This is a genomic window from Plectonema cf. radiosum LEGE 06105 (assembly GCF_015207665.1).
In the GTDB taxonomy this organism is placed as follows: domain Bacteria; phylum Cyanobacteriota; class Cyanobacteriia; order Cyanobacteriales; family Nostocaceae; genus Rivularia; species Rivularia radiosa_A.
Map to the genome: position 1 here is coordinate 1 of NZ_JADEWL010000114.1, position 21,888 is coordinate 21,888.

The 21,888-nt window shown below is 36.6% G+C and carries 20 protein-coding genes; 9 read left to right on the forward strand and 11 right to left on the reverse strand.

Annotated elements, in window-relative coordinates:
- The first annotated feature begins 168 nt into the window (after positions 1–168).
- The 3 genes from IQ247_RS24250 to IQ247_RS24260 all read left to right on the forward strand — a co-directional run bounded on the left by IQ247_RS24250 (position 169) and on the right by IQ247_RS24260 (position 5,145).
- Entirely contained in the window at positions 169–1,254 is a 1,086-nt protein-coding gene (locus IQ247_RS24250; RefSeq protein WP_193923912.1) for a serine/threonine-protein kinase, read from the forward strand.
- Positions 1,255–1,456: 202 nt separating this feature from the next.
- On the forward strand, positions 1,457–3,547 hold the full coding sequence (locus tag IQ247_RS24255; RefSeq protein WP_193923913.1) for a serine/threonine-protein kinase: 2,091 nt from the start codon (positions 1,457–1,459) through the stop codon (positions 3,545–3,547).
- A gap of 557 nt (positions 3,548–4,104) precedes the next feature.
- Positions 4,105–5,145 (forward strand): WD40 repeat domain-containing protein, encoded by a 1,041-nt coding sequence (locus tag IQ247_RS24260; protein WP_193923914.1) that lies wholly within the window; start codon positions 4,105–4,107, stop codon positions 5,143–5,145.
- A 202-nt stretch (positions 5,146–5,347) separates the two neighbouring features.
- On the opposite strand, the gene IQ247_RS24265 is transcribed toward IQ247_RS24260, so the two are convergent.
- The 4 genes from IQ247_RS24265 to IQ247_RS24280 form a co-directional block, all read right to left on the reverse strand.
- Positions 5,348–5,809, reverse strand: coding sequence for a hypothetical protein (locus IQ247_RS24265; RefSeq protein WP_322745568.1), 462 nt, complete (start codon positions 5,807–5,809; stop codon positions 5,348–5,350).
- Positions 5,810–5,980: 171 nt separating this feature from the next.
- Entirely contained in the window at positions 5,981–6,328 is a 348-nt protein-coding gene (locus IQ247_RS24270) for a YtxH domain-containing protein (RefSeq protein WP_193923915.1), read from the reverse strand.
- Positions 6,329–6,528: 200 nt separating this feature from the next.
- Entirely contained in the window at positions 6,529–6,861 is a 333-nt protein-coding gene (locus tag IQ247_RS24275; protein WP_193923916.1) for a hypothetical protein, read from the reverse strand.
- A gap of 244 nt (positions 6,862–7,105) precedes the next feature.
- A complete protein-coding gene (locus IQ247_RS24280) occupies positions 7,106–7,528 on the reverse strand; it encodes a DUF1499 domain-containing protein (protein ID WP_193923917.1) in 423 nt (140 codons plus the stop codon).
- Between the two features lie 176 nt (positions 7,529–7,704).
- On the opposite strand from IQ247_RS24280, the gene IQ247_RS24285 reads away from it, so the two are divergent.
- Both IQ247_RS24285 and IQ247_RS24290 read left to right on the forward strand, forming a co-directional pair.
- Entirely contained in the window at positions 7,705–7,863 is a 159-nt protein-coding gene (locus IQ247_RS24285; RefSeq protein ID WP_228059999.1) for a hypothetical protein, read from the forward strand.
- A gap of 269 nt (positions 7,864–8,132) precedes the next feature.
- Positions 8,133–8,582, forward strand: coding sequence for a type III secretion system chaperone family protein (locus IQ247_RS24290; protein ID WP_193923919.1), 450 nt, complete (start codon positions 8,133–8,135; stop codon positions 8,580–8,582).
- 167 nt (positions 8,583–8,749) lie between these two features.
- On the opposite strand, the gene IQ247_RS24295 is transcribed toward IQ247_RS24290, so the two are convergent.
- The 4 genes from IQ247_RS24295 to glgA all read right to left on the reverse strand — a co-directional run bounded on the left by IQ247_RS24295 (position 8,750) and on the right by glgA (position 13,004).
- Positions 8,750–10,141, reverse strand: a complete 1,392-nt coding sequence (locus IQ247_RS24295; protein ID WP_193923920.1) for an AtzE family amidohydrolase — start codon at positions 10,139–10,141, stop codon at positions 8,750–8,752.
- Positions 10,142–10,173: 32 nt separating this feature from the next.
- Positions 10,174–10,359 (reverse strand): DUF4089 domain-containing protein, encoded by a 186-nt coding sequence (locus tag IQ247_RS24300; protein ID WP_193923921.1) that lies wholly within the window; start codon positions 10,357–10,359, stop codon positions 10,174–10,176.
- Complete coding sequence (locus IQ247_RS24305; protein WP_193923922.1) at positions 10,352–11,251, reverse strand: ATP adenylyltransferase family protein; 900 nt, start codon at positions 11,249–11,251, stop codon at positions 10,352–10,354. The genes IQ247_RS24300 and IQ247_RS24305 overlap by 8 nt, the downstream gene beginning before the upstream one ends.
- Before the next feature lie 277 nt (positions 11,252–11,528).
- Entirely contained in the window at positions 11,529–13,004 is a 1,476-nt protein-coding gene (gene glgA / locus IQ247_RS24310; RefSeq protein WP_193923923.1) for a glycogen synthase GlgA, read from the reverse strand.
- Between the two features lie 341 nt (positions 13,005–13,345).
- Between glgA and IQ247_RS24315 the strand changes: the two genes are divergently transcribed.
- Positions 13,346–13,654: a DUF6679 family protein gene (locus IQ247_RS24315; protein ID WP_193923924.1), complete on the forward strand. Its 309-nt coding sequence runs from the start codon at positions 13,346–13,348 to the stop codon at positions 13,652–13,654.
- A gap of 546 nt (positions 13,655–14,200) precedes the next feature.
- On the opposite strand, the gene IQ247_RS24320 is transcribed toward IQ247_RS24315, so the two are convergent.
- From IQ247_RS24320 to IQ247_RS24330, 3 genes are all read right to left on the reverse strand, one after another.
- A complete protein-coding gene (locus tag IQ247_RS24320; protein ID WP_228060000.1) occupies positions 14,201–14,821 on the reverse strand; it encodes a LabA-like NYN domain-containing protein in 621 nt (206 codons plus the stop codon).
- A 952-nt stretch (positions 14,822–15,773) separates the two neighbouring features.
- Positions 15,774–17,306, reverse strand: coding sequence for a SagB/ThcOx family dehydrogenase (locus tag IQ247_RS24325; RefSeq protein ID WP_193923926.1), 1,533 nt, complete (start codon positions 17,304–17,306; stop codon positions 15,774–15,776).
- Positions 17,307–17,656: 350 nt separating this feature from the next.
- Entirely contained in the window at positions 17,657–18,583 is a 927-nt protein-coding gene (locus IQ247_RS24330; protein ID WP_193923927.1) for a DUF4349 domain-containing protein, read from the reverse strand.
- 280 nt (positions 18,584–18,863) lie between these two features.
- On the opposite strand from IQ247_RS24330, the gene IQ247_RS24335 reads away from it, so the two are divergent.
- The 3 genes from IQ247_RS24335 (at position 18,864) to ilvC (ending at position 21,863) form a co-directional block, all read left to right on the forward strand.
- The gene (locus IQ247_RS24335; RefSeq protein ID WP_193923928.1) at positions 18,864–19,733 is read left to right on the forward strand and encodes an aldo/keto reductase; all 870 of its coding nucleotides are present in this window, start codon (positions 18,864–18,866) and stop codon (positions 19,731–19,733) included.
- Positions 19,734–20,071: 338 nt separating this feature from the next.
- Positions 20,072–20,725 (forward strand): hypothetical protein, encoded by a 654-nt coding sequence (locus tag IQ247_RS24340; RefSeq protein ID WP_193923930.1) that lies wholly within the window; start codon positions 20,072–20,074, stop codon positions 20,723–20,725.
- A gap of 118 nt (positions 20,726–20,843) precedes the next feature.
- Positions 20,844–21,863, forward strand: a complete 1,020-nt coding sequence (gene ilvC, locus IQ247_RS24345; protein WP_375341248.1) for a ketol-acid reductoisomerase — start codon at positions 20,844–20,846, stop codon at positions 21,861–21,863.
- Positions 21,864–21,888 lie beyond the last annotated feature (25 nt).

Genomic DNA, 21,888 nt, shown 5'->3' on the forward strand with positions numbered 1-21,888 from the left:
CATCTCCCCATCCCCCCATCCCCCCAATTCCATCCGGAGTCTTCAAGAAAAAGTCAGGTAAAATTTAGGTTTGTGCAAAGATACGGTAATTGTACTGGCAACAAATACTGATAGTAGTTACATTGAGAAAATCGTGAAATCGCAATGTAAATAATATCTTTGATTATAATGAATCGCTTTTCTCAAAAAATATCTAATTTTCATTCAGAGCTATTGACAAATACAAAATTAGGACAATTATGTGGTTCTAAAACTTTATTTCGCGAGCGTTATGCAATTTTACGCATTTTAGGTAGAGGGGGTTTTGGAGTTACTTTTTTAGCGCGAAATGTAACTTTACCTGGACATCCTTTATGTGTAATTAAACAGCTTTGTCCTAAAGTTAATAGTCCTAAAACTTGGGAAAAAGCTAAAGAACGTTTTGAAAAAGAAGCCAAAACTTTAGGTCAATTGGGAAATCATTCTCAAATTCCCATGCTTTTAGATTACTTTGAAATGGGAGAAGAATTTTTTCTGGTTCAAGAATATGTTCGTGGCTGTACTTTAACTAGGGAGGTGAGACGTAACGGTGCTTTGAGTGAAGCTGCGGTTAAACGGTTTTTGCAGGAAATACTCCCGGTATTGCAATATGTTCATAAAAATCATGTAATTCACCGTGATATCAAACCCCACAACTTACTTCGCTGTGACGATGATGGACGTTTGGTATTGATTGATTTCGGTGCAGTTAAAGAAGAATTAGCCTTAGTTGGGGAACTTGCCGATAAAACTACTGTTACCACTAATTTTGTGGGGACTATGGGATTTGCACCTCCAGAACAGTTTTCTCTACGTCCAGTTTACAGCAGCGATATTTATGCATTGGGTATAACTTGTCTTTACTTACTAAGCGCAAAAGCACCTTTAGAATTTGATTACGATACAAATACGGGTGAAATCTGCTGGCAAAAACAAATCAAAGTTAGCGAACACTTTGCTAAAGTTCTTGATAAAATGCTCAAGGTTAGTGTTAGAGAACGCTTTAAGTCAGCTGATGAAGTGATGTTTGCTCTGGGTGTGGAATCCCATTTACCTCACCTAAGCAACTGCTTGACTAGCAAGCCTTTGGGAATTAAAAATAAGCCATCGAGTTTTGAAGATAATTACAGCAGTTATTTACCTCCCTTCGCACGAACTGCGATCGCGATTCGGGAATGGAAAGCAAAACTCAAATCACGACAGTCAGGACGAAATTGTCAACCTTATTCGTCATGAGTTTAAACAGTTAACAGTAAAGGTTTTTATTAATACATAGAACTTCAGTAAAAGCATTCTTGTAGTAAGAAATCAGGGTTTACTTTACCCAATTAAAATATTTTTTTTGATGAGATTTTGTATAATGATGAAATAATTTTTCCTTTCCAAGAAAAATTAGGGCTTTTATTCCCATACTGTTGTATACAGTCGCCCGAATTCAATGACTATCTACTGCCTAAATCCCGATTGTCCAAATCCTCTCAATGACGATTTAAATCAAATTTGTGTTAGCTGTAATACAGCAATCTTACCCTTATTACGAAACAGATTTCGAGTTATCCGGGTGCTTTCACAAGAAGGCACATTTGGTAAAACTTATTTAGCCCAAGATTTAGATAAATTTAACGAGCCCTGTGTCTTAAAGCAATTCGCACCTAAAATTGACGGAAAATGGGCGTTAAATAAAGCAGTAGAGCTATTTGAAAAAGAAGCTCAACTACTGCAAAAATTAGGAGAACATCCCCAAATCCCTAAACTTTTAGCTTACTTTGAACAAGATAATTGTTTATATCTGGTACAGCAATTTATCGATGGAAAAAATTTACTAGAAGAATTAGAAAAGCGGCGTGAAAATGATGTTTGGCTGCGTTGTTATAACGAAAAAGAGATTAGAGAATTCCTGTTAAATTTACTACCCGTTCTCCAGTTTATCCACGAATCTGGAGTAGTTCACCGAGATATTAAACCGCAAAATATTATTCGTCGCATTTCTCCTAAAGAATTGATGGGAGACTTAGTATTAATAGATTTTGGTTCTTCCAAGCAATTACAGCCAAAACTCAAGTTGAAAATAGGAACCTCCATCGGTTCTCACGGTTATTGTGCAATAGAACAAATTAGAGACGGGTTAGCTTATCCTGCTAGCGATTTGTTTAGTGTGGGGGCTACAAGTTTTCATTTAATTACTGGTATTTCACCTTTTCAACTGTGGACAGAACATGGTTATGGATGGATGAGTCGTTGGGAAAAGTATTTAAATTATCCACTTAGCGATGAATTTGGTGATATTCTCGATAAATTGTTAAAAAAAGATATCGAACAGCGCTACCAATCGGCTGCGGAAGTAATTGCAGATTTGAAACAGCCCCAAAAATATCCAGTATTTTTACCTCCTCTAAAATACGTTTCTCAACAATTTATACCCCCCACCGAAATACCAACAAAACCAAGATATACCAACTTAAAAACTTTATTAATGGCGATCGCAGCTATTATCATGTTTGTTGCTGGAGAAATTTGGTATTGGCAAACCCGCGAAGCCCAAGTGAGAAATTCCAAAAGCATTGCTCAACCCAGCATTCAGCCTGTATCGAAAACGAAAGAGCAAACAAATCAAGGGCAATTAGCAGTCTTTCAAACCCTTAACTTAAATTACGATTCAACTTCATCCATTGCGATCGCTCCAGATAGCAAAACGATGATTACAAACAGTATTTTTGGTGTTAGGCTATGGAGTTTGGTAACAAAACAGGAAATATCTGTTTTTAACGCTGATAATTCAAAAGTTAACGTCGTTGCGATCGAGCCATATGGAACGAAATTTGTCAGCGCTGGTAATGATAAAATCATCAAGATATGGAATTTAGCTACAGGACAAGAGATTCGGACATTACAAGGACATACCCAACCAATTCATGCTTTAGCTTTTAGTCCTGATGGTAAGATACTTGCTTCAGGAGGAGATGACAACAGCGTTAAGTTATGGAATAGAAGCACTGGGGAAGAAATTACCAGCTTTAATGGTCATAGTAGCAGAGTTAATTCCCTTGCCTTTGATTTGCAAAGCAAAATGCTCGCAAGCGGTAGCTTTGACGGTACGATAAAAATTTGGGACATCACTACTCAAAAGCTTTTACAGACTTTATCAAAAAATTCCAGCAAAATTTATTCCGTTAACTTCATCAAAAAATCCGGAACAACCAGTAATAACTCAGTAATTGGTAGTTACAATAATGCCATAAGTATGTGGAATCCAATTACTGGAGAGAAAATACGTACTTTTAAAGGACATTCTCAATTGATAACATCTACTGCTGTAAGTTCTCAAAGGAATCTTCTTGCTTCGGGTGGTAGCGACAAAACAATTAAATTATGGAATTTACAAACCGGAGAACTTTTGATTACTCTTAGAGGACATTCTGGGAAAATAGAATCTTTGGCTTTTAACAAAGATGGAAGTATTTTAGTTAGTTCTGCTGAAGATAGAACTATTAAAATTTGGCAAATATCTAGTTTAAAGGTTAGAGGTTAAAGGTTAAAGGTTAAAGGAAGAAAGCTGATTTTATGGAATTTTTCGCAGTTTTAAATGTTAGTATTATCGCGGTTTTCACTTGAGGAATACAAATTTTACCTCACCCCGCCCTCCGGCACCCCTCTCCTCCTGACAGGAGAGGGGAAGGGGGTGAGGTTTTAGTGTATTGGACTCAACTGAAATTTGCTATATTGCCGCCGAACTTTAGTAGTTTTTAGTTGTGAAGAAAAGAAAAATTCATTATCAAACTAACATAAAATAGTTGTAAAGGATATGTCTTGAAACTTGGTAATTTATGCGAAATATTATTGAATAATTATTGATGGATAAATTAATGTAACGTGAATTCGGTCACAATTATGAAAAGTCGGGTTTTTAGCATAAGTATCTGTAATATTATGTCCGGTTAAACAGTTGTAATCAAGGGAGCAGGGAGTCGAGGGGAAAGAATTTTCATCCAACTAACGTTAATCTAAAATTTAAAATTGTCTAATTTATAAAGCCCGATTAAAAGCAGATTATTTGAGAATTTATTAGAATTTATTAAATCTATAAAAATGACCAATTATCTATTGAAAATCTTAACAAGTTCGGCAGTAATAGTTTTAGCTTTTGCCAGAATTTGGAGTTGGCAATCTTCACCCGCTCTGAGCAGTATATCTTCTGCTTTAGACCAATCTGGATCTACTCCTTGGAAAAACACTTCCTTGGATTTTACATTAACAGGAAAATCCGAGTCAGTTTGGGCGATCGCCATTAGTCCTTTTCCACTCGAAGCAAGTCAAAGTAAGATTCTAGCTTCTATCAATGGGGATAAAACAATTCAGTTGTGGGATTTAGAAACAAGACAACCAATCCGTACTCTCAAAGGACATTCTGACTCAGTTAATGCGATTGCATTTAGTCCCGATGGTAAGGTACTCGCTTCTGCTAGTGCTGACAAAATGATTCGATTATGGGATGTCGCAACGGGAGAGGAAATTCGTAGCCTTCAAGGACATTTAGCATCCGTTGAGTCAATTGCTTTCACTCCGGATGGTAATTTTATTGTTAGTAGCGGTTGGGATCAAAGAATAAATCTGTGGAATGCAGCTACAGGAACAAAAATTCGTACCCTTCGCGGAGATTGTGATGTTGTAAATGTTGTCGCAATTAGCCCCGATAGTAAGACTTTCGCAACCGGAAATCATTTTGAAGGTACGATTCAGTTGTGGGATTTAGCAACAGGAAGCAAAACAAAATATTTAGTTGGTCATTTAGACGCAGTTAGTTCCTTAGCATTCAGTCGCGATGGTAAAACCCTTGCAAGCGGTAGTTGGGATAAAACTATCAAGTTGTGGAATCTTCAAACTGGACAGGTGCTGCGTACCTTAAGCGGGCATTCTCATAAAATTTGGTCAATTGCATTTAGTCCCGACGGTGAAACCCTTGCTAGTGGTAGTTGGGATAAAACTATCAAGTTATGGAGTGCAAAAACAGGAAAACGCATCAGTACCCTCAGAGGACATTCCCAAAGAATTTCGTCGGTTGTATTTAGCCCTGATGGTAAAAGTGTTGTGAGCAGCAGTTTTGATAAAACTATAAAAATTTGGCAATAGGGAATGGGTAATTGGTAATGGGTAATTGGTAATTGGTAATGGGTAATTGGTAATGGGTAATTGGTAATGGGTAATTGGTAATGGGTAATTGGTAATGGGTAATTGGTAATGGGTAATTGGTAATGGGTAATTGGTAATGGGTAATTGGTAATGGGTAATTGGTAATTGGTGATTAACTCCTAACTCCTAACTCCTAACTTAATTAAACTCTTTCTCTTCGGGAAACTGCTTTTTGAGAAGTTGCTTGACGTTCAATAGCGCGTCTATTCGGTTTAGGATTAGTAAAAGTTTTCCATGCGGTTTTTACACCAACCAAAACACTGCGCGTACCGGATTGGACATTTTGTGCTTGTTTTTTAGCACTATTAATACTTTGATCGACTTGTTGAGCGACTCCAGAAGCACTTTTGATACCGTCGCTCACATTATCAGTTAAATCGGTAATTTCTAAACCAGTTAAGCGGATAGCTTCTAAAGTCGGTGGTAATTCTCGCGAGAGTGTGTCAAATAACTTTTCAGCACTACGAGCAGCTCTTGCGACTTCCTGCAAAGCTGGAATAGCAGCTACCAACAAAGCAGTTAAACTAACAGCGACTAATAAAATAGATAATCCTAGCCAAAACAGAGGTTCACTCACATCAATATTTTTAATCGCTAACAGCATTTTGCACAAAGTTGGCAGTCAATCAATTACCTAGCAGATCGGTAGTGATGTTACTACAACACTGATTCAGATACTAGCCCCACATAACGCAATGTCCTTATAATATAAAATCTCAAATTTAAAATTTAAAATCTCAAATATCAAATTTAAAATTTCAATTATTTGGTTCAACTAATTATTTATATTTGGGGGTAGAGAATTGGAATTATCTTGACTTTTCTGCCGTTTCAATGCTTGATTCTCCCGTGCCGAAGCATCTATACCCGCAGCAATAGCTTCTCGTAATCGCTCCAAAGTATCATCCCAAGAACGCAAAGCATTCTCAGAAAGACGATCAGCCTGAATTTGAGCGCTTGTAGATAAATCCTCTGCTAAATCTGGTAAAGCATTAGCGGATTTTTTCAACAACTTACGTGTTTCGCGTCCCGTGCGCGGAGCTATAAGCAACCCAGTGAAGGCACCAATGGTAGCTCCTAGCATCAATCCCCCAATAAAACTTCCACTACGGTTATTAGACATTTTTATTTTCCCTCCTTAAACCCATTTTAGGCGGGTTTGAGTAGCTTGTAAGACTCTTCAAAATTTTACTATTTTCTAACTTAATGACAATGCATTAATCGTAAAGGTTGCATTAACTTGTAAAAAGGCGATCGCCTCCAAAGATTTGAGCAGAGGCAGAGCCTTTAACCTTCGACCTTTGACCTTTAACCTTTAACATTCTAAAGTTTTTTTTTCAAATATTTAGAGGTTAAATTAAATCCGGGACGATTCCAGAGAATTTGTCTACCAAAAATAATCAGTGCTAAAAGTTGCTTTATTTGCCGTAATTTTACTTGTAAACTTTGATTGCTCTGACGGAGATTTTTTAAATTCTCTATACCCAAATAAATCGCTTCTGGTCTTCGATGTAGCATTGCGTAGGAATTGCGATCGCAGTTTGTGAAAAATGCGGTTAATCGCACTAACTTTCGTCTTAATTTACACATTTGCCAGGTGCAGTAAAGCAATGTCAGCGAAATCAGAATGTTAATCACGACAACGATAGTTACCATTAGCTGTTAAAAATTTAGTTTTGAAAGGTCATTCATATAAGTATTTGTGCCTTCATTAATTAACCATTTCTACGTTTAGATAGGGTTAGGGAGAACAGGGAATGATTTTATAACTGAATGGTAATTACATAAATAATTTTACTTGACTGGGCATTTATAGATGTAGAGACGCAAGGCTTCGCGTCTCTACATTTTTAATTCACACCAGGATTCACCAACGTCACAAACTTATTATTCTTTATAATTAACTTGCCAAACTACTACTCTGCATTTGATTAAATTTAGTTCTAATTGTTTCTACACGTTTGCGGTTAACACCTAAATCACTTTGTCCTAAACGAGAAGCGGAACGAACATGAATAGTATTACTACTGCTGTCTAAATAAAATTCTACGTCATCAACATACCCCATCAAAGCGCTTTTGAATTCTGCGTATAAATAATCTGACGATTCGGTAATTATCTTAGTTCTAGGTTCCGCTTCAATCACAGCTTTCAGATCAGATAACGCTTTTTCTGGTGTAGAACTATAATTCAGCGGTTGAATAAAGTGAGTCGCATCTGTACTGGGACTTTGAGAAGAAACGCAGTTTGGAGAGTTGGGACAAGCTGCTAATTTACCGTTGTTAACACCCAAATTATCCGGTCTTGTTCCTGAAAATATCATTGCTTATTTTTTGCTCAAAAGTAAAGTTGACTACTTTTTACTTTATTACGAACCAGAGACATCAGGGGATATATTAATTTTGGATTTTAGATTTTGCGATCGCCTAGGGTGCCGGAGACAAAAGTGGTTACTATTTGTGGGGTAATAAATTCGTAGTGGGAGCGTCTCGCTACCTGATGATGAATAACGGACAAGATGGGATAATTCATAGATTATTTGAATCGGTGGAGCAGCTAGAAGAATTGTTAAATCAACTCCTTAATCAATGTTTTCATGGTCAAATTTTTCCAAAATGTCATCCCAAATATAAAAATGATTTATCCGCTAAGTTTTGATAATGTGCAAACAAAAAAACAAGATATATAAAATTACATATTTTATATATTGTTTTCTATGCGACATTTAATATATATATAATATCTATTTAACATGATTTTTTGGGTTTCTAATAAGTATAAATATGATTTGATTATCAGAAAAAGTTTGATAAATAACCTCTTTTGAGAATGAAATCAAAAATTAAGTGTATACACGTATTTTATATACTTAATAATATCTATTGAAACTCTATAATAGAGTAGAACCACAATTAATCAAATCTAATATGGCTACAGTTAAAAGTTTCGACCGTAGCGTAATAGAAAGTTATCTGAATAACAGAGGACTGCGATTTCAACAAGACGAAGACGGTGATTTTGTGGTGCGGTTACCATATCAAGAAGAATTAGGGTGTGAAGTTGCTTTAGTCTTTTGTGCTGAAGGACCTCAAGAGGATGTTTACTCTGTCAGACTTATTTCTAATAAACGTATTCCCAAAGATGAATGGGGACGTGTAATGTCTTTGTGTAATGACTGGAATAAAGAAAAACGTTTTCCTAAAGCGTTTCTTGATATCAGAATTACAGCTGAAGAAACTCTCGCGATAGTAGCTCTAGAACAACATTTGCATCTCAAACCTGGTGTGCATCAAGCATTATTTGATGATTGGACTGATATTATGGTTTCCGGTGGATTTCAATTTTGGATTTGGGTACATCAACAACATGGTTTGTAAGTAAACATATAATTTATTTGTAATTTTCATCGCTATTAACTGATATTTTAGTTAATAGCTTTTTTTTTGTTTTTCTATTGCAAATAAGTACTTTTTGACAGTTGACAGTTGACAGTTAATTTGTCCCCTTGTCCCCTTGTCCCTTGATATTTAATCGGACATAATTATCAAACAACTTCTGCCGATATTACTCCCATTTTTTCTAATACCGCAGCAACTCGTAAAATACTCATTTCCTTATCAGGTGCGGCGATTAGTTGTACTCCCAAAGGTAAATCATTCCCTCGTTGAATTGGAACTGACAAAACGGGTAAACCAATAAATGATAGAGGCTGAGTAAATAAACCTAAATGAGGACGAATTAATATTTCTTCTCCGTCTAAAAACATGGTTTGCTGTCCTATTTCTGGTGCTGAAATTGGTGTCGTAGGAGCAATAATTATATCTACATTTTCAAATATTTCTCGAACTTTGTGTTTATACCAACTTCTAAATCTTTGAGCTTGAATGTACCAACTACTAGGAATTAATGCACCTGCAATAAATCTATCCCTAGTAGCAAAATCAAAATCTTGAGGACGGGATTTTAATCGTTCTAAATGCAGATTTGCTCCTTCAGATGCAGTAATTATATAAGCAGCAGCACGAGCGCGGTGAGTTTCTGGGATGGAAACATACTCAGTAACATTCAAGGCATCAGCTATTTTTTGTACTGCTGTTAATGCTTCCGGTGAACATTTTTCGGTGAAATAGTCGCCTGCGATCGCAATCTTTATTCCATCAATATGTTGTGTTTTCGATGTAATATTTCGCGTTTCTACAGCAGGAAGTTTCGTATAAACACTGTCTTGCTCATCTTCTCCCTGAAGCACATCAAAGGCGATCGCAATATCTCTTACCGAACGTGCAAAAAATCCAATATGATCAAGACTGCTGGAAAATAGAAATACACCAGTTCGTGATAACCTACCATAAGTAGGCTTTAAACCAAGAATACCGCATAAAGCCGCAGGTACACGAATCGAACCGTTAGTATCTGAACCCAAAGTTAAAGGTACTAAACCAGCAGCGACAGCAGCAGCGGAGCCACCAGAAGAGCCACCAGCTATACGATTTAAATCGTGGGGATTATGAGTAGTACCATAATGGGAATTTTCGGTAACAAAACCATAAGCGTACTCATCCATATTCAACGCTCCGACAAGTATTGCACCAGCATTCTTTAACTTTCTGATAGCAGTTGCATCTTGAGTAGCGGTTTTGTTTTCAGCATTAATTTTAGAACCAGCAAGAGTTGTTAAACCAGCGATATCGTAAAGATTTTTAACAGCGAAAGGCACTCCAGCCAACAACCCAGGATAATTACCCTTTTGGATTTGTTGATCGATTTGCGCTGCATTTTGTAAAGCAGTTTCCGCAGTTACAGTAGTAAAACAGTTTAATTGACTATCCCGCGCTGCAATTCTATCTAAACTGGCTTTTACAACATCCACCGCACTGATTTTAGCTTGTTGTACCGCAGTTGCAATTGTTATTGCATCGGCTGAGTTTAAATTCATATTTTAATTGATAGTTCAATTCATAGTTCAATTCATGGCTTAAAGATTGGTGCTGCTTCAATATTTTGCGGCAAAGGAAACTCATTTACAAGTTTGGCTATAGTTTGAATTTTCTCAAAATTTGCTACCACTTCATCGCGGTATTCATCAGGTAATTGTAAATCTAACAATAATGCCATTTGGTCTACATATTCACCGGCGTTGAATTTCTTAATCATTGCTCACTCCAACCTGCTTTAAAATCGTCATTGGGTTACAATCTTTCAATATCTGCATTTGCTGCTGATTTCTGACTAATAAAGCACCTGCAAAACCCAAAGAATTAATCGAAATTGATTCAAATTCTTCTTGAGAGCGCGGTACAATCAACATCCATTCTCTTGTGGCTAAAAAGTTATAAGCTTTCAAAGTTTGATTTTGGGTATCTTCAACGATTAAATCAACAGCTTTGAGCAATTTATAATAAACTTCAAGAGTAATTTGAGCAGCTTGATTAACTGAATTAATTAAATTAGAATCAAACCGATAAAAACCATGAATAAAAGGTAAATCAGGTATCTTTCCTACATCACCATCAAATACAGCAGATGCAAATAAACTTGCAATGGGAACAGATTCTGTTTGAGTCGGTGCAAGTGGAGTGGGTACAAGTTGTAAATGCTTATGTCGTTGAGAAGCACCAGCAATTTTCCCCGCATTATAGAATAGTAAACCATCAATTTCAGCCAAACAAATCCACATTGCTTGAAAATCTTGATAATTAAGTAAATTATCCTGTTCCTCAAATTCACGAGTCACAATCAACAAGTGATTATCCACAACATTATATTTATTCAACAAACATAAATGAGTCTCTGAAATATCTCCAACAAACAAATCTTCTTCATAAGGAAGAAACGGATTGAAATTCTGACCTTTTTTGCTAGCCTTATCCTGTTGATTTTTAGCTTCGTCTTTACGTTTTAAATTAGATAAAATACGTACTAAAAAATGCACTCCATTTTCTTCAACAAATTCGTAATCAGTAGCTATCGATTGCAAAGCACCACATTCCAACCCGTGTTGAGTTTGTTCCTTAACCCTCGTCCATAAAATTCCCGGTTTTAACATTACTCTATTCTCAGTTGACAGTTGACAGTTGACAGTTGAAAGTGGACTTTCAGGAAAGAAATAACCCTACAAGAGCAGTTTTAGAAAATATAGTCCCATAAAGGCTTATGGAGCTTTAATTTCATGATTCTAGCTGCAATTTGAGCATTTTTAATAGGAAATAAAATCTCAAACTTAGACTAGTGTTAACTTTCAAATAGTGGCTGAGATTATTGTTTCCCGATAGTGATAGAACAGGGATAAGAACTGTCCACTGTCCACTGTCAACTGTTCCCTTTTACTTATCTCGAATCGATTCGTAAATCTCTAAATAATCACTCGCTGGATGATTCCACGAGTAGTCATACTCCATACCTTGCTTCGTCAGTATGCGATATTTGTTTTTCTCATTGTGCCATAGCCACAAAGCCCGCTCCATTGCAAACTCCAAGGCATGAAAATCCATATCGTTAAATACGTAACCATTGCGCTTTTCTGGAGGCTTATTCGAGTCGTAATCCCTGTCAAATACCGTATTAACTAAGCCACCAACAGCCCGCACAATCGGTATTGTGCCATATTTTAAACCAATCATCTGCGTAAGTCCGCAGGGTTCGTAGTTACTCGGAACTATAATCATATCTGCCCCCGCATAAATTAGGTGGGCTAATTCCTCATTAAAACCAAGTTCTAAATGAACGTCGGGATTATCATTTAAGAAATTTTTCTCATGCTGGAATTGAGCATTAATATCAGCCCCCGTCGCGGAACCCAACAAGACAAACTGTGCATCTTTATACAATGCATGATAAATCGCGTGGTGTACCAAATGAACACCCTTTTGAGCATCCAATCGACCGATATAAGCGACAATTGGTTTATCAACCTCCCGCAACAGCAGCCTTTCTCGTAACGCTTTCTTATTTTTAGTTTTCCCGTCAATGTTATCTATGCTGTAATGTTCGGGAATATAACGGTCAGTTTCGGGATTCCAAAAGTGATTATCGATACCATTAAGGATTCCGCAAAACTTATCTTGATGCAAATGTAAAGTATGACTCAAACCGCAACCGACATCTGTATGATGTGCTTCCCAAGCATGATGGGGAGACACAGTAGTTACAGCATTGGAATAAACAATCCCCCCTTTCATCAAATTGATTGCAAAAGGATTAAAATTATCCCGTAGTTTATCGTATTGAAAATAATAAGCTTCGCGATTTAAACCCGTAGCTTGGAGTATTTCCCCACCACCCATTCCTTGATGCTTGAAGTTATGAATGGTGTAACAAACCCGCTGACTTTTCATTCCATGATATTTATACATCTCATAGAGCATCACCGGCACTAAACCAGTTTGCCAATCATGGCAATGAATCACATCAGGACGCTTGTTGCTTTGTAATAAAAATTCTAATGCTGCCTTACTGAAAAATGTAAAGCGCATATTGTCATCATCACAACCGTAATAGCAACCGCGATTAAAATAATTATCTTCTGAATGGGGTTCGATAAAGAAACAAACCCTTCCATGTACCCAACCGCAGTATACCGAACAATGTATGGCACCGTTATACCAGGGAACCCACAAGTCTCTATAAGCGTCATGAAGACCCCAAATATGGTCGTACCGCATACAATCATACTTGGGCAAAATCAACTCTACGCAATGTCCCCGGCTTTCTAATTCCGTACTAAGTCCATAAACAACATCCCCCAAACCTCCAGCTTTGATTACAGGAGCGCATTCTGAGGCAATCTGTACAACGTACATCCCTACTCCTTGCTTAACCCGGTTAACAAAAATTTACTGTATGCTGTTTTCAACAAATACAGGAAATTTACTTGACTAGCAAGATATTACAAAAAATTCCAATTAACATCCCCCCAACATCGTTAAAAGTCAAATCTAGAGATAGAGTAGATTATTTATGTCTTATCTGGATGTATAACCCTTAAATATAGCCTAGTAACTGTATTATATACATATACCTGAAGATTAATTTTCAAAAAAATGTTTATAAAACTTTTACATCTAAAGGAATATGTCTTAAGATAGGTTACAACACACTTGAATTGAGTTCTGTTTAGCTCACACTATTATCTTTAACTTGTATGGAGAGTAAGCTTCAAGAACTAATTGGTCAGCAAAACGTTTGGCTATTGGTTAAAACTAGTAACGGTTGGCTAAAGAATGTAGATATTTTAGATGTCAACGGTGACACTGTAACCTTCCGTTACGAATCGGAATCGGAAGTAGACAGAAAAATTTGGGAAAAGACCACTCGAATTGAAAATATAGCAGAAATAGAAATTCGTTTAATGTCAATGCCAAAAGATAACAAAAAAGTGCAAGACTTACGACAAAAGTTTTCTAAGCTACTAGAACAGGAAATTCAAGAGTCCCAAGAACCCCTAGAATAATTAAGAAGTTTTAAGAATAATTCATCTAGAGAGGTAGCGATACGCCCCGTCTATTTTTGCTGAGGTGATAAGTCGGGTTTTTAGCTTAAATATCTGTTAGACAAGACAATCATCGTAAAAACCCGACTTCTGTCGTTTGGGATAAGAAGTCGGGTTTTTATCTTAAATATCTGTTAGAGGGTGTTTATTAATTCGGCAAAAATCGCGATTTGTCATGCTGTAGCTTGCTTCCCTGGAGGGGAAGCAAGCTACAGCATCTGTCAATTATGCCGCAAAACCTAGATTCTGAACGTTCCTCAGAATGACAGAATTTTATTTATAAACACGCTCTTAGAGGTGAAAAATCAAAAAGTCGGGTTTTTCCCTTGAGTATCTGTGATAAAAACCCGACTTCTCACCCAAACCAAAGGTGGAAAATTAAGAAGTCGGGTTTTTACCTTGGGTATCAGTAACACAATACAATTGTGATAAAAAACCGTACTGTCCTTAAAATTTAAAATTTAAAATTTATTGGTTTGGTCATAACCAAGAATCACAAATTATTAATTAAGGTTTTGGGTAATGGGGTTGTTCAGTAGGAATTGGTGGATGTATATCAAAACTTGTTAAAGGTCTATAGCTGTACTCTGAATCGGATTCTTTTTGAATGTGTTTTTTGATTGCATCTAAATCGACAAAGCAGTCTGCGACATCAATTAAGCTTTCGCTGGTCATTGAACGTAAACTAACTACTTCGACTCTAGAACCTTGGTAAGAAACTGCATTTACTGCATAAGCCAAATCTCCATCACCACTTACTAGCACCGCAGTATCGTAGTAAGGAGCTAAATTCATCATGTCTACAGCAATTTCTACATCAAGATTGGCTTTTTTAGAACCATCTGGGAATTGTACTAAATCCTTGGTAATCACACGATAGCCATTGCGACGCATCCACAACAAGAAACCTTGCTGTTTTTCATTGGTTGGATCTACTCCCGTGTAGAAAAATGCACGCAATAATTTGGAATCTTTTGCCAAACAGCTAAGTAATTTGGCATAGTTGATTTCAATCCCCAGTTGCAATGCTGCATAGAATAAATTTGCACCATCGATAAAAATCGCGACTCTACCGCGATTGGGACAAGTAAAAATAGTACCGTCCGGATAAAGATCCGGTGTTTCCATATATTCTTCAGGAACATCCGGGACGCTCGGAACATCAGGTACTATCAAATTTGGTCTTTGATATTCCAACTGCTGTTTGATTGGTCTTTTTGGTTTGTTTTCTTTGGTAAAAGTATTAATAGTCATTGATACCTCTGAATGTCAAAGCAAATAATTTATTTGAGTTTTGAGTTGTCACGTAAACTAGATAAACTGCGGAATCGGTTAATCCTTAGATAGAAATGCCTTTAAGTAATATTGTCTTACTTTACATCTGCTAAACACAATCCAACGGCATATTTGCTAATCCTTCGCGAATAATCGAAGCTAGCAATTAGTGCAAAGAAGGCTTTGACTGCCGATTAGAACACTGATATTAAGGTAAGTTGGGTAAGTAATATTACAGGTTGACAATTCATTTTAAAGGTTATAACTCAAAAATGTTGTTTTTGTGGGTATTAATAAAACTAATCAACAAAATCTCTGTGAATATACGGTGATAATTTTACCGACAAAATAGTTAATGATTACGCCTAAACTATAAATAAAATTCATATTATGTGATGTTTATCAACTTTTTTTACCTTAACTCAGTTTTGTGTAATTAGATTTTGGGAAAAATTTCCTTGCAAAACATTTATTGATTCGCTCATTTATAGTAGCTATCCGGCGTATTTTAAAGTTATCTTGAGTCGTCATTAACTAGTAACCTGAAAGTGACTTGGTTCGAGGATTATCTGACGTCTGTGTATTTAAACCCAAATAATTACCCTTTATTGTCAATGTGCCTCCCCGTCACCAACCCTTAGATAGAGATAATACCGATTCTGGATAAAATAAAACTTAATATTGCTTAATAATTAAACAACAAGCTTTTACATTTGCGGCTAATTACAACCCAAATATTAAGCTTAAAATTACAAAGAATCGGCAGCACCTCTAAATCGTGAGTAATTGATCTAAATTATCCGGGTTATCTAGGTCTTCCTAAAGTCGTGATATACAAAACGGCTTCCGAAGCAGGAATACCCAGGACTTCATTTACCTTGTCATCAAAAAAACCACCGATACCGCTAACACCCAAACCCAAGTGAACCGCACTTAAATTAAGCCTTTGTCCCAATTTACCTGCATCCATATGTAGATAGCGATAAACGCGATCGCCATATTGAGTGACAGCAGTTTTGAGGTCGGCAGTATGAAAAACTACAGCAGCCGCATCTCGTCCCAAATCCTGACCTAAGCAGAGGTAATGCAACTCTCGGCGAAAATTTTTAAAGCGTATTTGACGTAGTTCTTGGGCTTTGGGAGCGTAATAGTAGCAACCTCTTTCCAATCCTTCCACACCAGAAACAGCGATAAAAGTTTCAATTAGATTTAAATCGAAATAATCTGGAGAATTATCTAAATTTTGGTTGATGTAATTTTGGGGTTGATAAGTAAAATCGAGTAAAGCCTTTAATTCATGAAATTGCAGAGTTTCACCATTGAAAGCGCGAGTAGAACGACGTTTGAGAATAGTTTCCTCTAAATCTTCTAATTTTTTACCCCAGTAAATGGGTTTTGTCGCGGTTGAAACTTTATCGCAAAAACTAAAATTGTATTTATCCTCGATGGACTTGTCTTGCTTTATTTCTGGTAAATTCAACTTACCAGTGGTACCTGGCTGAATCTGCGTCGCTAAATGGAAATAATCGAGCAGTTGTCCGTCAGGAACTTGGGGATAATCGGTTTCGGTAGCAGAAGGTAAAGCAGTGCGGCTACTAGGTGAATGTTGCTCATCCCCTTGTAAATCAGCTAAACCAACAACTGCGATCGCGCCTTCAAGTTGAGAATCAATGTAAAGCAATTCGTTGACATCTTGATCGACAAAACCGCCGATTAAATGGGGACGATAGCCGGTGAGTGCGCCTGCTAATTCGATGTTACCCAAAAGATGTCCAGCATCGAGAAAAATCCGACGATAAGCCCTATCTTCATAACGCCAAGCCGAACGATAGAAAACAGAAGTAATCACAATTGCTAGCTGAGTGTTTTCTAAAGAAGAATTCTTCAAACAAGCTGATTGTAACTTTTGCCAAACATCACTTTCCCAATAGTGCATTAGGGAATGAGTCCGACATTGATAGTTGTACAAACCAGGAGGTAAAAACGGCGTACCTTTGGAAATCAAATACATTTCCGCTGGATATAAACCTCCGGCAGAAGGTGCAGCACGCAGGTACACTGTATTTCCCATAGAAGGCATTCTCGCAGTCAAACCGTAGCTACAAAACAGTAGTCGGGAAAGTCTTTGCCACCATTGAGCTTGGGAATTGTTAGCAAATGACCCTGGTTTTTCTTTGATATAAGGTTTTAAATCGAAAGTAGAACCAATTTTGTACTCTTTGAATGGTACGGGTTGTTTAGCCCAGTCTAAGCCTTTATTTTTGGCTGATATAGTTTCTGGGTCATATTTAGTGCGTTCGTGGTAGTGCTGAGCGATTGATTCATGTAATTCTGGCATAAGAGTTTGTATACGCTTGTGCTAAAACATATCTTGACATTCCTAAAGGTCATTATTTCGTGATAAAAAGTACAAAGTTTAGTAATTTTATTGTTTCGTAAACTTTTATGAGTGAGAATTGGGCATAGAGCATAAGGCATAGGGCATTGATTTATAACTTTTATAATTTTTAACTATTATTTTCAGAAAACAAATTACCGAACATTTCAATATTTATCAAAGTGTGTCCGGAACTTTTCTTCTTTTGCAAATATATAAATACAATGTAAATAATGTAAAAAACACATCAATTCAGTTAACTATTACCAATTCCCAATTACCAATTCTCAATTCCCAATTCCCAATTATTATTAATTATTTTCAGGATTTCTTGGCTGTGGAGTTGGTACTACAGTTCGTGAAGAACGAAATTTACGCTTGAGAAAATAGCCAGCAGCAACCAAAATTAACAAATATGGAGTGTATACGAGCAACCAAATACCTAATTTCATTAATCCTACAGTAAATTCACCAAAAGAACGAGTAGAACTATTCCAGGCATCTTGAATTTGTGCAGGTAATCCAGGTTGATTACTAGTACTTGAAACTGCTGCTTGTAAATTTAATGTAATTGTAGAGAAAGCAACTTGATTTTGTAAACTTTTTAATTGAGCGGTAATCCGTTCAATTTGTTCTCGCACGTTGCTAAGCTCTTGAGCAACACTTAAAATATCTTTCACAGAACCAGATTTATCCATAATTTTGAGCAAATTACTTTCGGTTCTGCGTAAATTACTTAATCTAGCTTGAAAATCTACTATTTGTTCTCCGACATCTTCTGCGCTAATATTACGACTTTGTACGGTTCCTAATTCGGCTAATTGATTAAGAGTTATTTCTAACACATTTTGTGGAACTCGCATTTGCACTGTAGCGCTAGGACGAGAAGAATAGGAACTATCAAGCTGTGTTTCCTCTAAACTGAGTAAATAGCCTTTTTGTCGATCAATAATTTGCTGTACTGTATTAACACTTTTCTCTAAAGAATCAACAATTACGGTCATTGTGGCTTTTTTTATTAGTTGGGGTTTTTTAGTCGGTAATTCTTTGGTTGCTTGAGCAACATCCGCAACTTCTTGAACTGCATCAGATGAAACGATACTTTGCGGTGAACTAGTTTGGTCATAAGACGCTGAGCCACAACTTGCAAACATTAAACTTCCTAAAAAAAGGCTCAGAAATAAACTTGCTTTGCTTGTAACAAATATCGGATAAACTTTTGTGTAAAATTTAATCATAATTCCCAGATAATTTCAGTGCTAATACTTATTATATTTAAAGGCTGAATATTAAAGGTTATAACTTCGTATTCTCCATTCCCGATCTAAAGCAAATATTTAACTAATCAATACACAGGTACTTAATGATTATGATGGATTTTTTGTCATCTTCCTTAAGTAAAAAGTGAAGACGGCAAATTTTTGTAATGAAAAACTAAAATTTTAGCCTTTGGGTGGTTTCCAAATTTCCACTTTACCTGTTAGATGAATAATGACACTGGGGATTTTAATTATAAGTATGAAAACCACGCAAGTTGGAAAAAGCGGTGTTTCTGTAAGCGCGATCGGTTTGGGTGGAATGCCAATGTCAATTTATGACCGTCCGACCGAATCGGAATCAATTAATGTTATTCATCGTGCTTTGGATTTAGGGATTACCTTTATCGACACTGCCGACTCTTACTGTAAAGATGAATCGGACAAACATCATAACGAGCGATTGATTTACAAAGCTTTACAAACTTACAATCGGGATACGAGTCATGTTGTTGTTGCGACAAAAGGAGGTTTGATGCGTCCAAATCAAAGCTGGACTCGTAACGGTAATCCAGAACATCTACGTCAAACTATTCAAGTTAGTTTTGCAGCTTTAGGCGGCAATAAACCCATCGACATCTGGCAATATCATTCACCAGACCCAGATTACACCATCGAAGCATCTCTTACCCCTGCCAAAGAGGCTCAAGAAGCCGGAATGATTCGTGAGATAGGTGTTTCCAATTTTTCAGTAGAACAAATCGAGCAAGCGCGGGATGTAGTTGATATCGTTTCAGTACAAAATCAATATAATCCTTGGCACAGACAGCCAGAAACCGACGGAGTGCTGGAATATTGCGAAAATCAAGGTTTAACTTTTATTCCTTGGAGTCCTTTCGGCGGTCGTCGTCGTCACGATAATTTAACAGATATTCCGGCAATTACAAAATTAGCCGCAGAAAAAAACGTATCGGTGTATTGCATCGTTTTAGCTTGGTTGCGTAGTAAATCCCCTTGTATTTTACCGATTCCCGGTGCTAGTAAAACCAGCAGTATTGAAGATTCAGTCAAGGCTGTTGAAATTACATTATCCGCAGCAGAAGTCCAAAAAATCGATAGAGAAACTTTATAAGATTAGTACTTTTATGTTGATGTAACTGTTGTAAGAGAAATCTAAGATAAATAAAAGTTACTGAAGAGGTAAGATTTTTTTATAGTATTTCTTATCTATGTTTTTTTGCGAAAATATTCCTAAATTTTACTAAATGATTGGATAATTTGACCGACTCAATCTATTTAAGCATTATCGGCTAAAACAAATTAATACTTCGTTAAATGGTATCTATGTTATTTGGATTTGCATTTCTTGTAGATTTAATTAAAAGAAAGAATATGTGTTTTAGATATCATTTTTTGTGCTTGACTTGCTGGTAAATTCAATAATGAAAAATAAAGCCAAAGCATCTACTCATGCAACCATTTAGAACCGTACTTAATACCATAAATAATAACGAATCTTATCGTAGATTTACGAAAAACTCTTTATTAATGAATTGGGGATGGCTAGCCTCGTTTTTCATGATTTCCATATTTAACGGTTGGGTAATAAATTTATCCCCAGTAAAGACAAGATTTCTATCTATAGAACCAACATTATTAAAGCAGACAATAGTAATTTATTTTGCTATTTTTCCATTAGCATCTATTGTTTATATATTTTTGAAAAGTACTAAAATACTAGTATTTTCTATAATTGCTTCCCAAAGTATTTTAGCTATTGCTTTATGTTATATAAAGCTTCCTAATTTTAGTCCGTTACTTGTCGTATTTTTGGGTTTTAATCTTTTATTATTCGTATTTTTATTGTTTTTCGTTTGTAAAACCCGAGGATTTGTAGCTCCAGCTTTTATATTATGTTTTGTCACCATATTAATAATAACTGGTTTTGGTAGATTAGCTTTTCATTTAGTTTGGTATTGCAATCTAATTTTAACGGTTAATAAAGCTGGAAGGCAGCTAAGATATGCATTAAATAGTTTTGATGCAGCAATATTAAGTTTAACCGGAATCGCCGCAATCGGGTTAGCAGTTGGTTGGTTAATGGGCGGTGTCGTTAAAGGTTAGAGGTTAGAGGTTAAAGGTCTGCATGTCAAAGGTCAACTCCTTTAAATTACGAATTACAAACTGGGAATGAATTAAGTAACCACTTTGCGGTAAGATAAAAAGTCTGCAATTAATCAGGATGCTTATCCCAGAAGACGCAATTATGGCTCGGATGTATTACGATTCGGATGCTAATTTAGACCTTTTAGCAGGAAAAACCATAGCGATTATCGGCTTTGGTTCTCAAGGTCATGCCCACGCCCTTAATCTTAAAGATAGTGGGATGAATGTAATTGTTGGACTGTATCCGGGTAGTAAATCCGCAGCCAAAGCACAAGCTAGCGGGCTGACTGTTAAAAGTGTGGCTGATGCTGCGAAAGCTGCCGATTTTATCATGATTTTGCTACCCGATGAAGTACAAAAAACCGTTTATAAAGAAGAAATTGAACCTAATTTAGAAGAAGGTAATGTTTTAGCATTCGCTCACGGATTTAATATTCACTTCGGACAAGTTGTACCACCTGAGAATGTAGATGTGGTAATGGTTGCGCCCAAAGGACCGGGACATTTAGTACGTCGCACTTATGAACAAGGACAAGGAGTACCTTGTTTATTTGCAGTTTATCAAGATAATTCCGGTCAAGCGCGGGATAAAGCGATGGCTTACGCTAAAGGTATCGGCGGAACCCGTGGTGGTATTTTAGAAACTACCTTCCGCGAAGAAACCGAAACCGACTTATTCGGCGAACAAGCAGTATTATGTGGTGGTTTGAGCGCTTTAATTAAAGCCGGTTTTGAAACCTTAGTCGAAGCAGGTTATCAACCAGAATTAGCTTATTTTGAATGTCTCCACGAAGTCAAATTAATTGTTGACTTAGTTGTAGAAGGAGGACTTGCCAAAATGCGCGATAGCATTTCCAATACTGCTGAATATGGCGATTACACCAGAGGACCAAGAATAGTAAACGACCAAACCAAAGCAGAAATGCGTAAAATTCTCCAAGAAATCCAATCCGGGCAATTTGCCAAGGATTTCGTGATTGAAAATCAATCCGGTAAACCAGGTTTTACAGCTATGCGTCGTCAAGAAGCCGAACACCAAATCGAAAATGTAGGCAAAGATTTACGCGCCATGTTTAGCTGGCTGCAGGAAGCTTAATGAGATGGGGAGACAAGGGGATGGG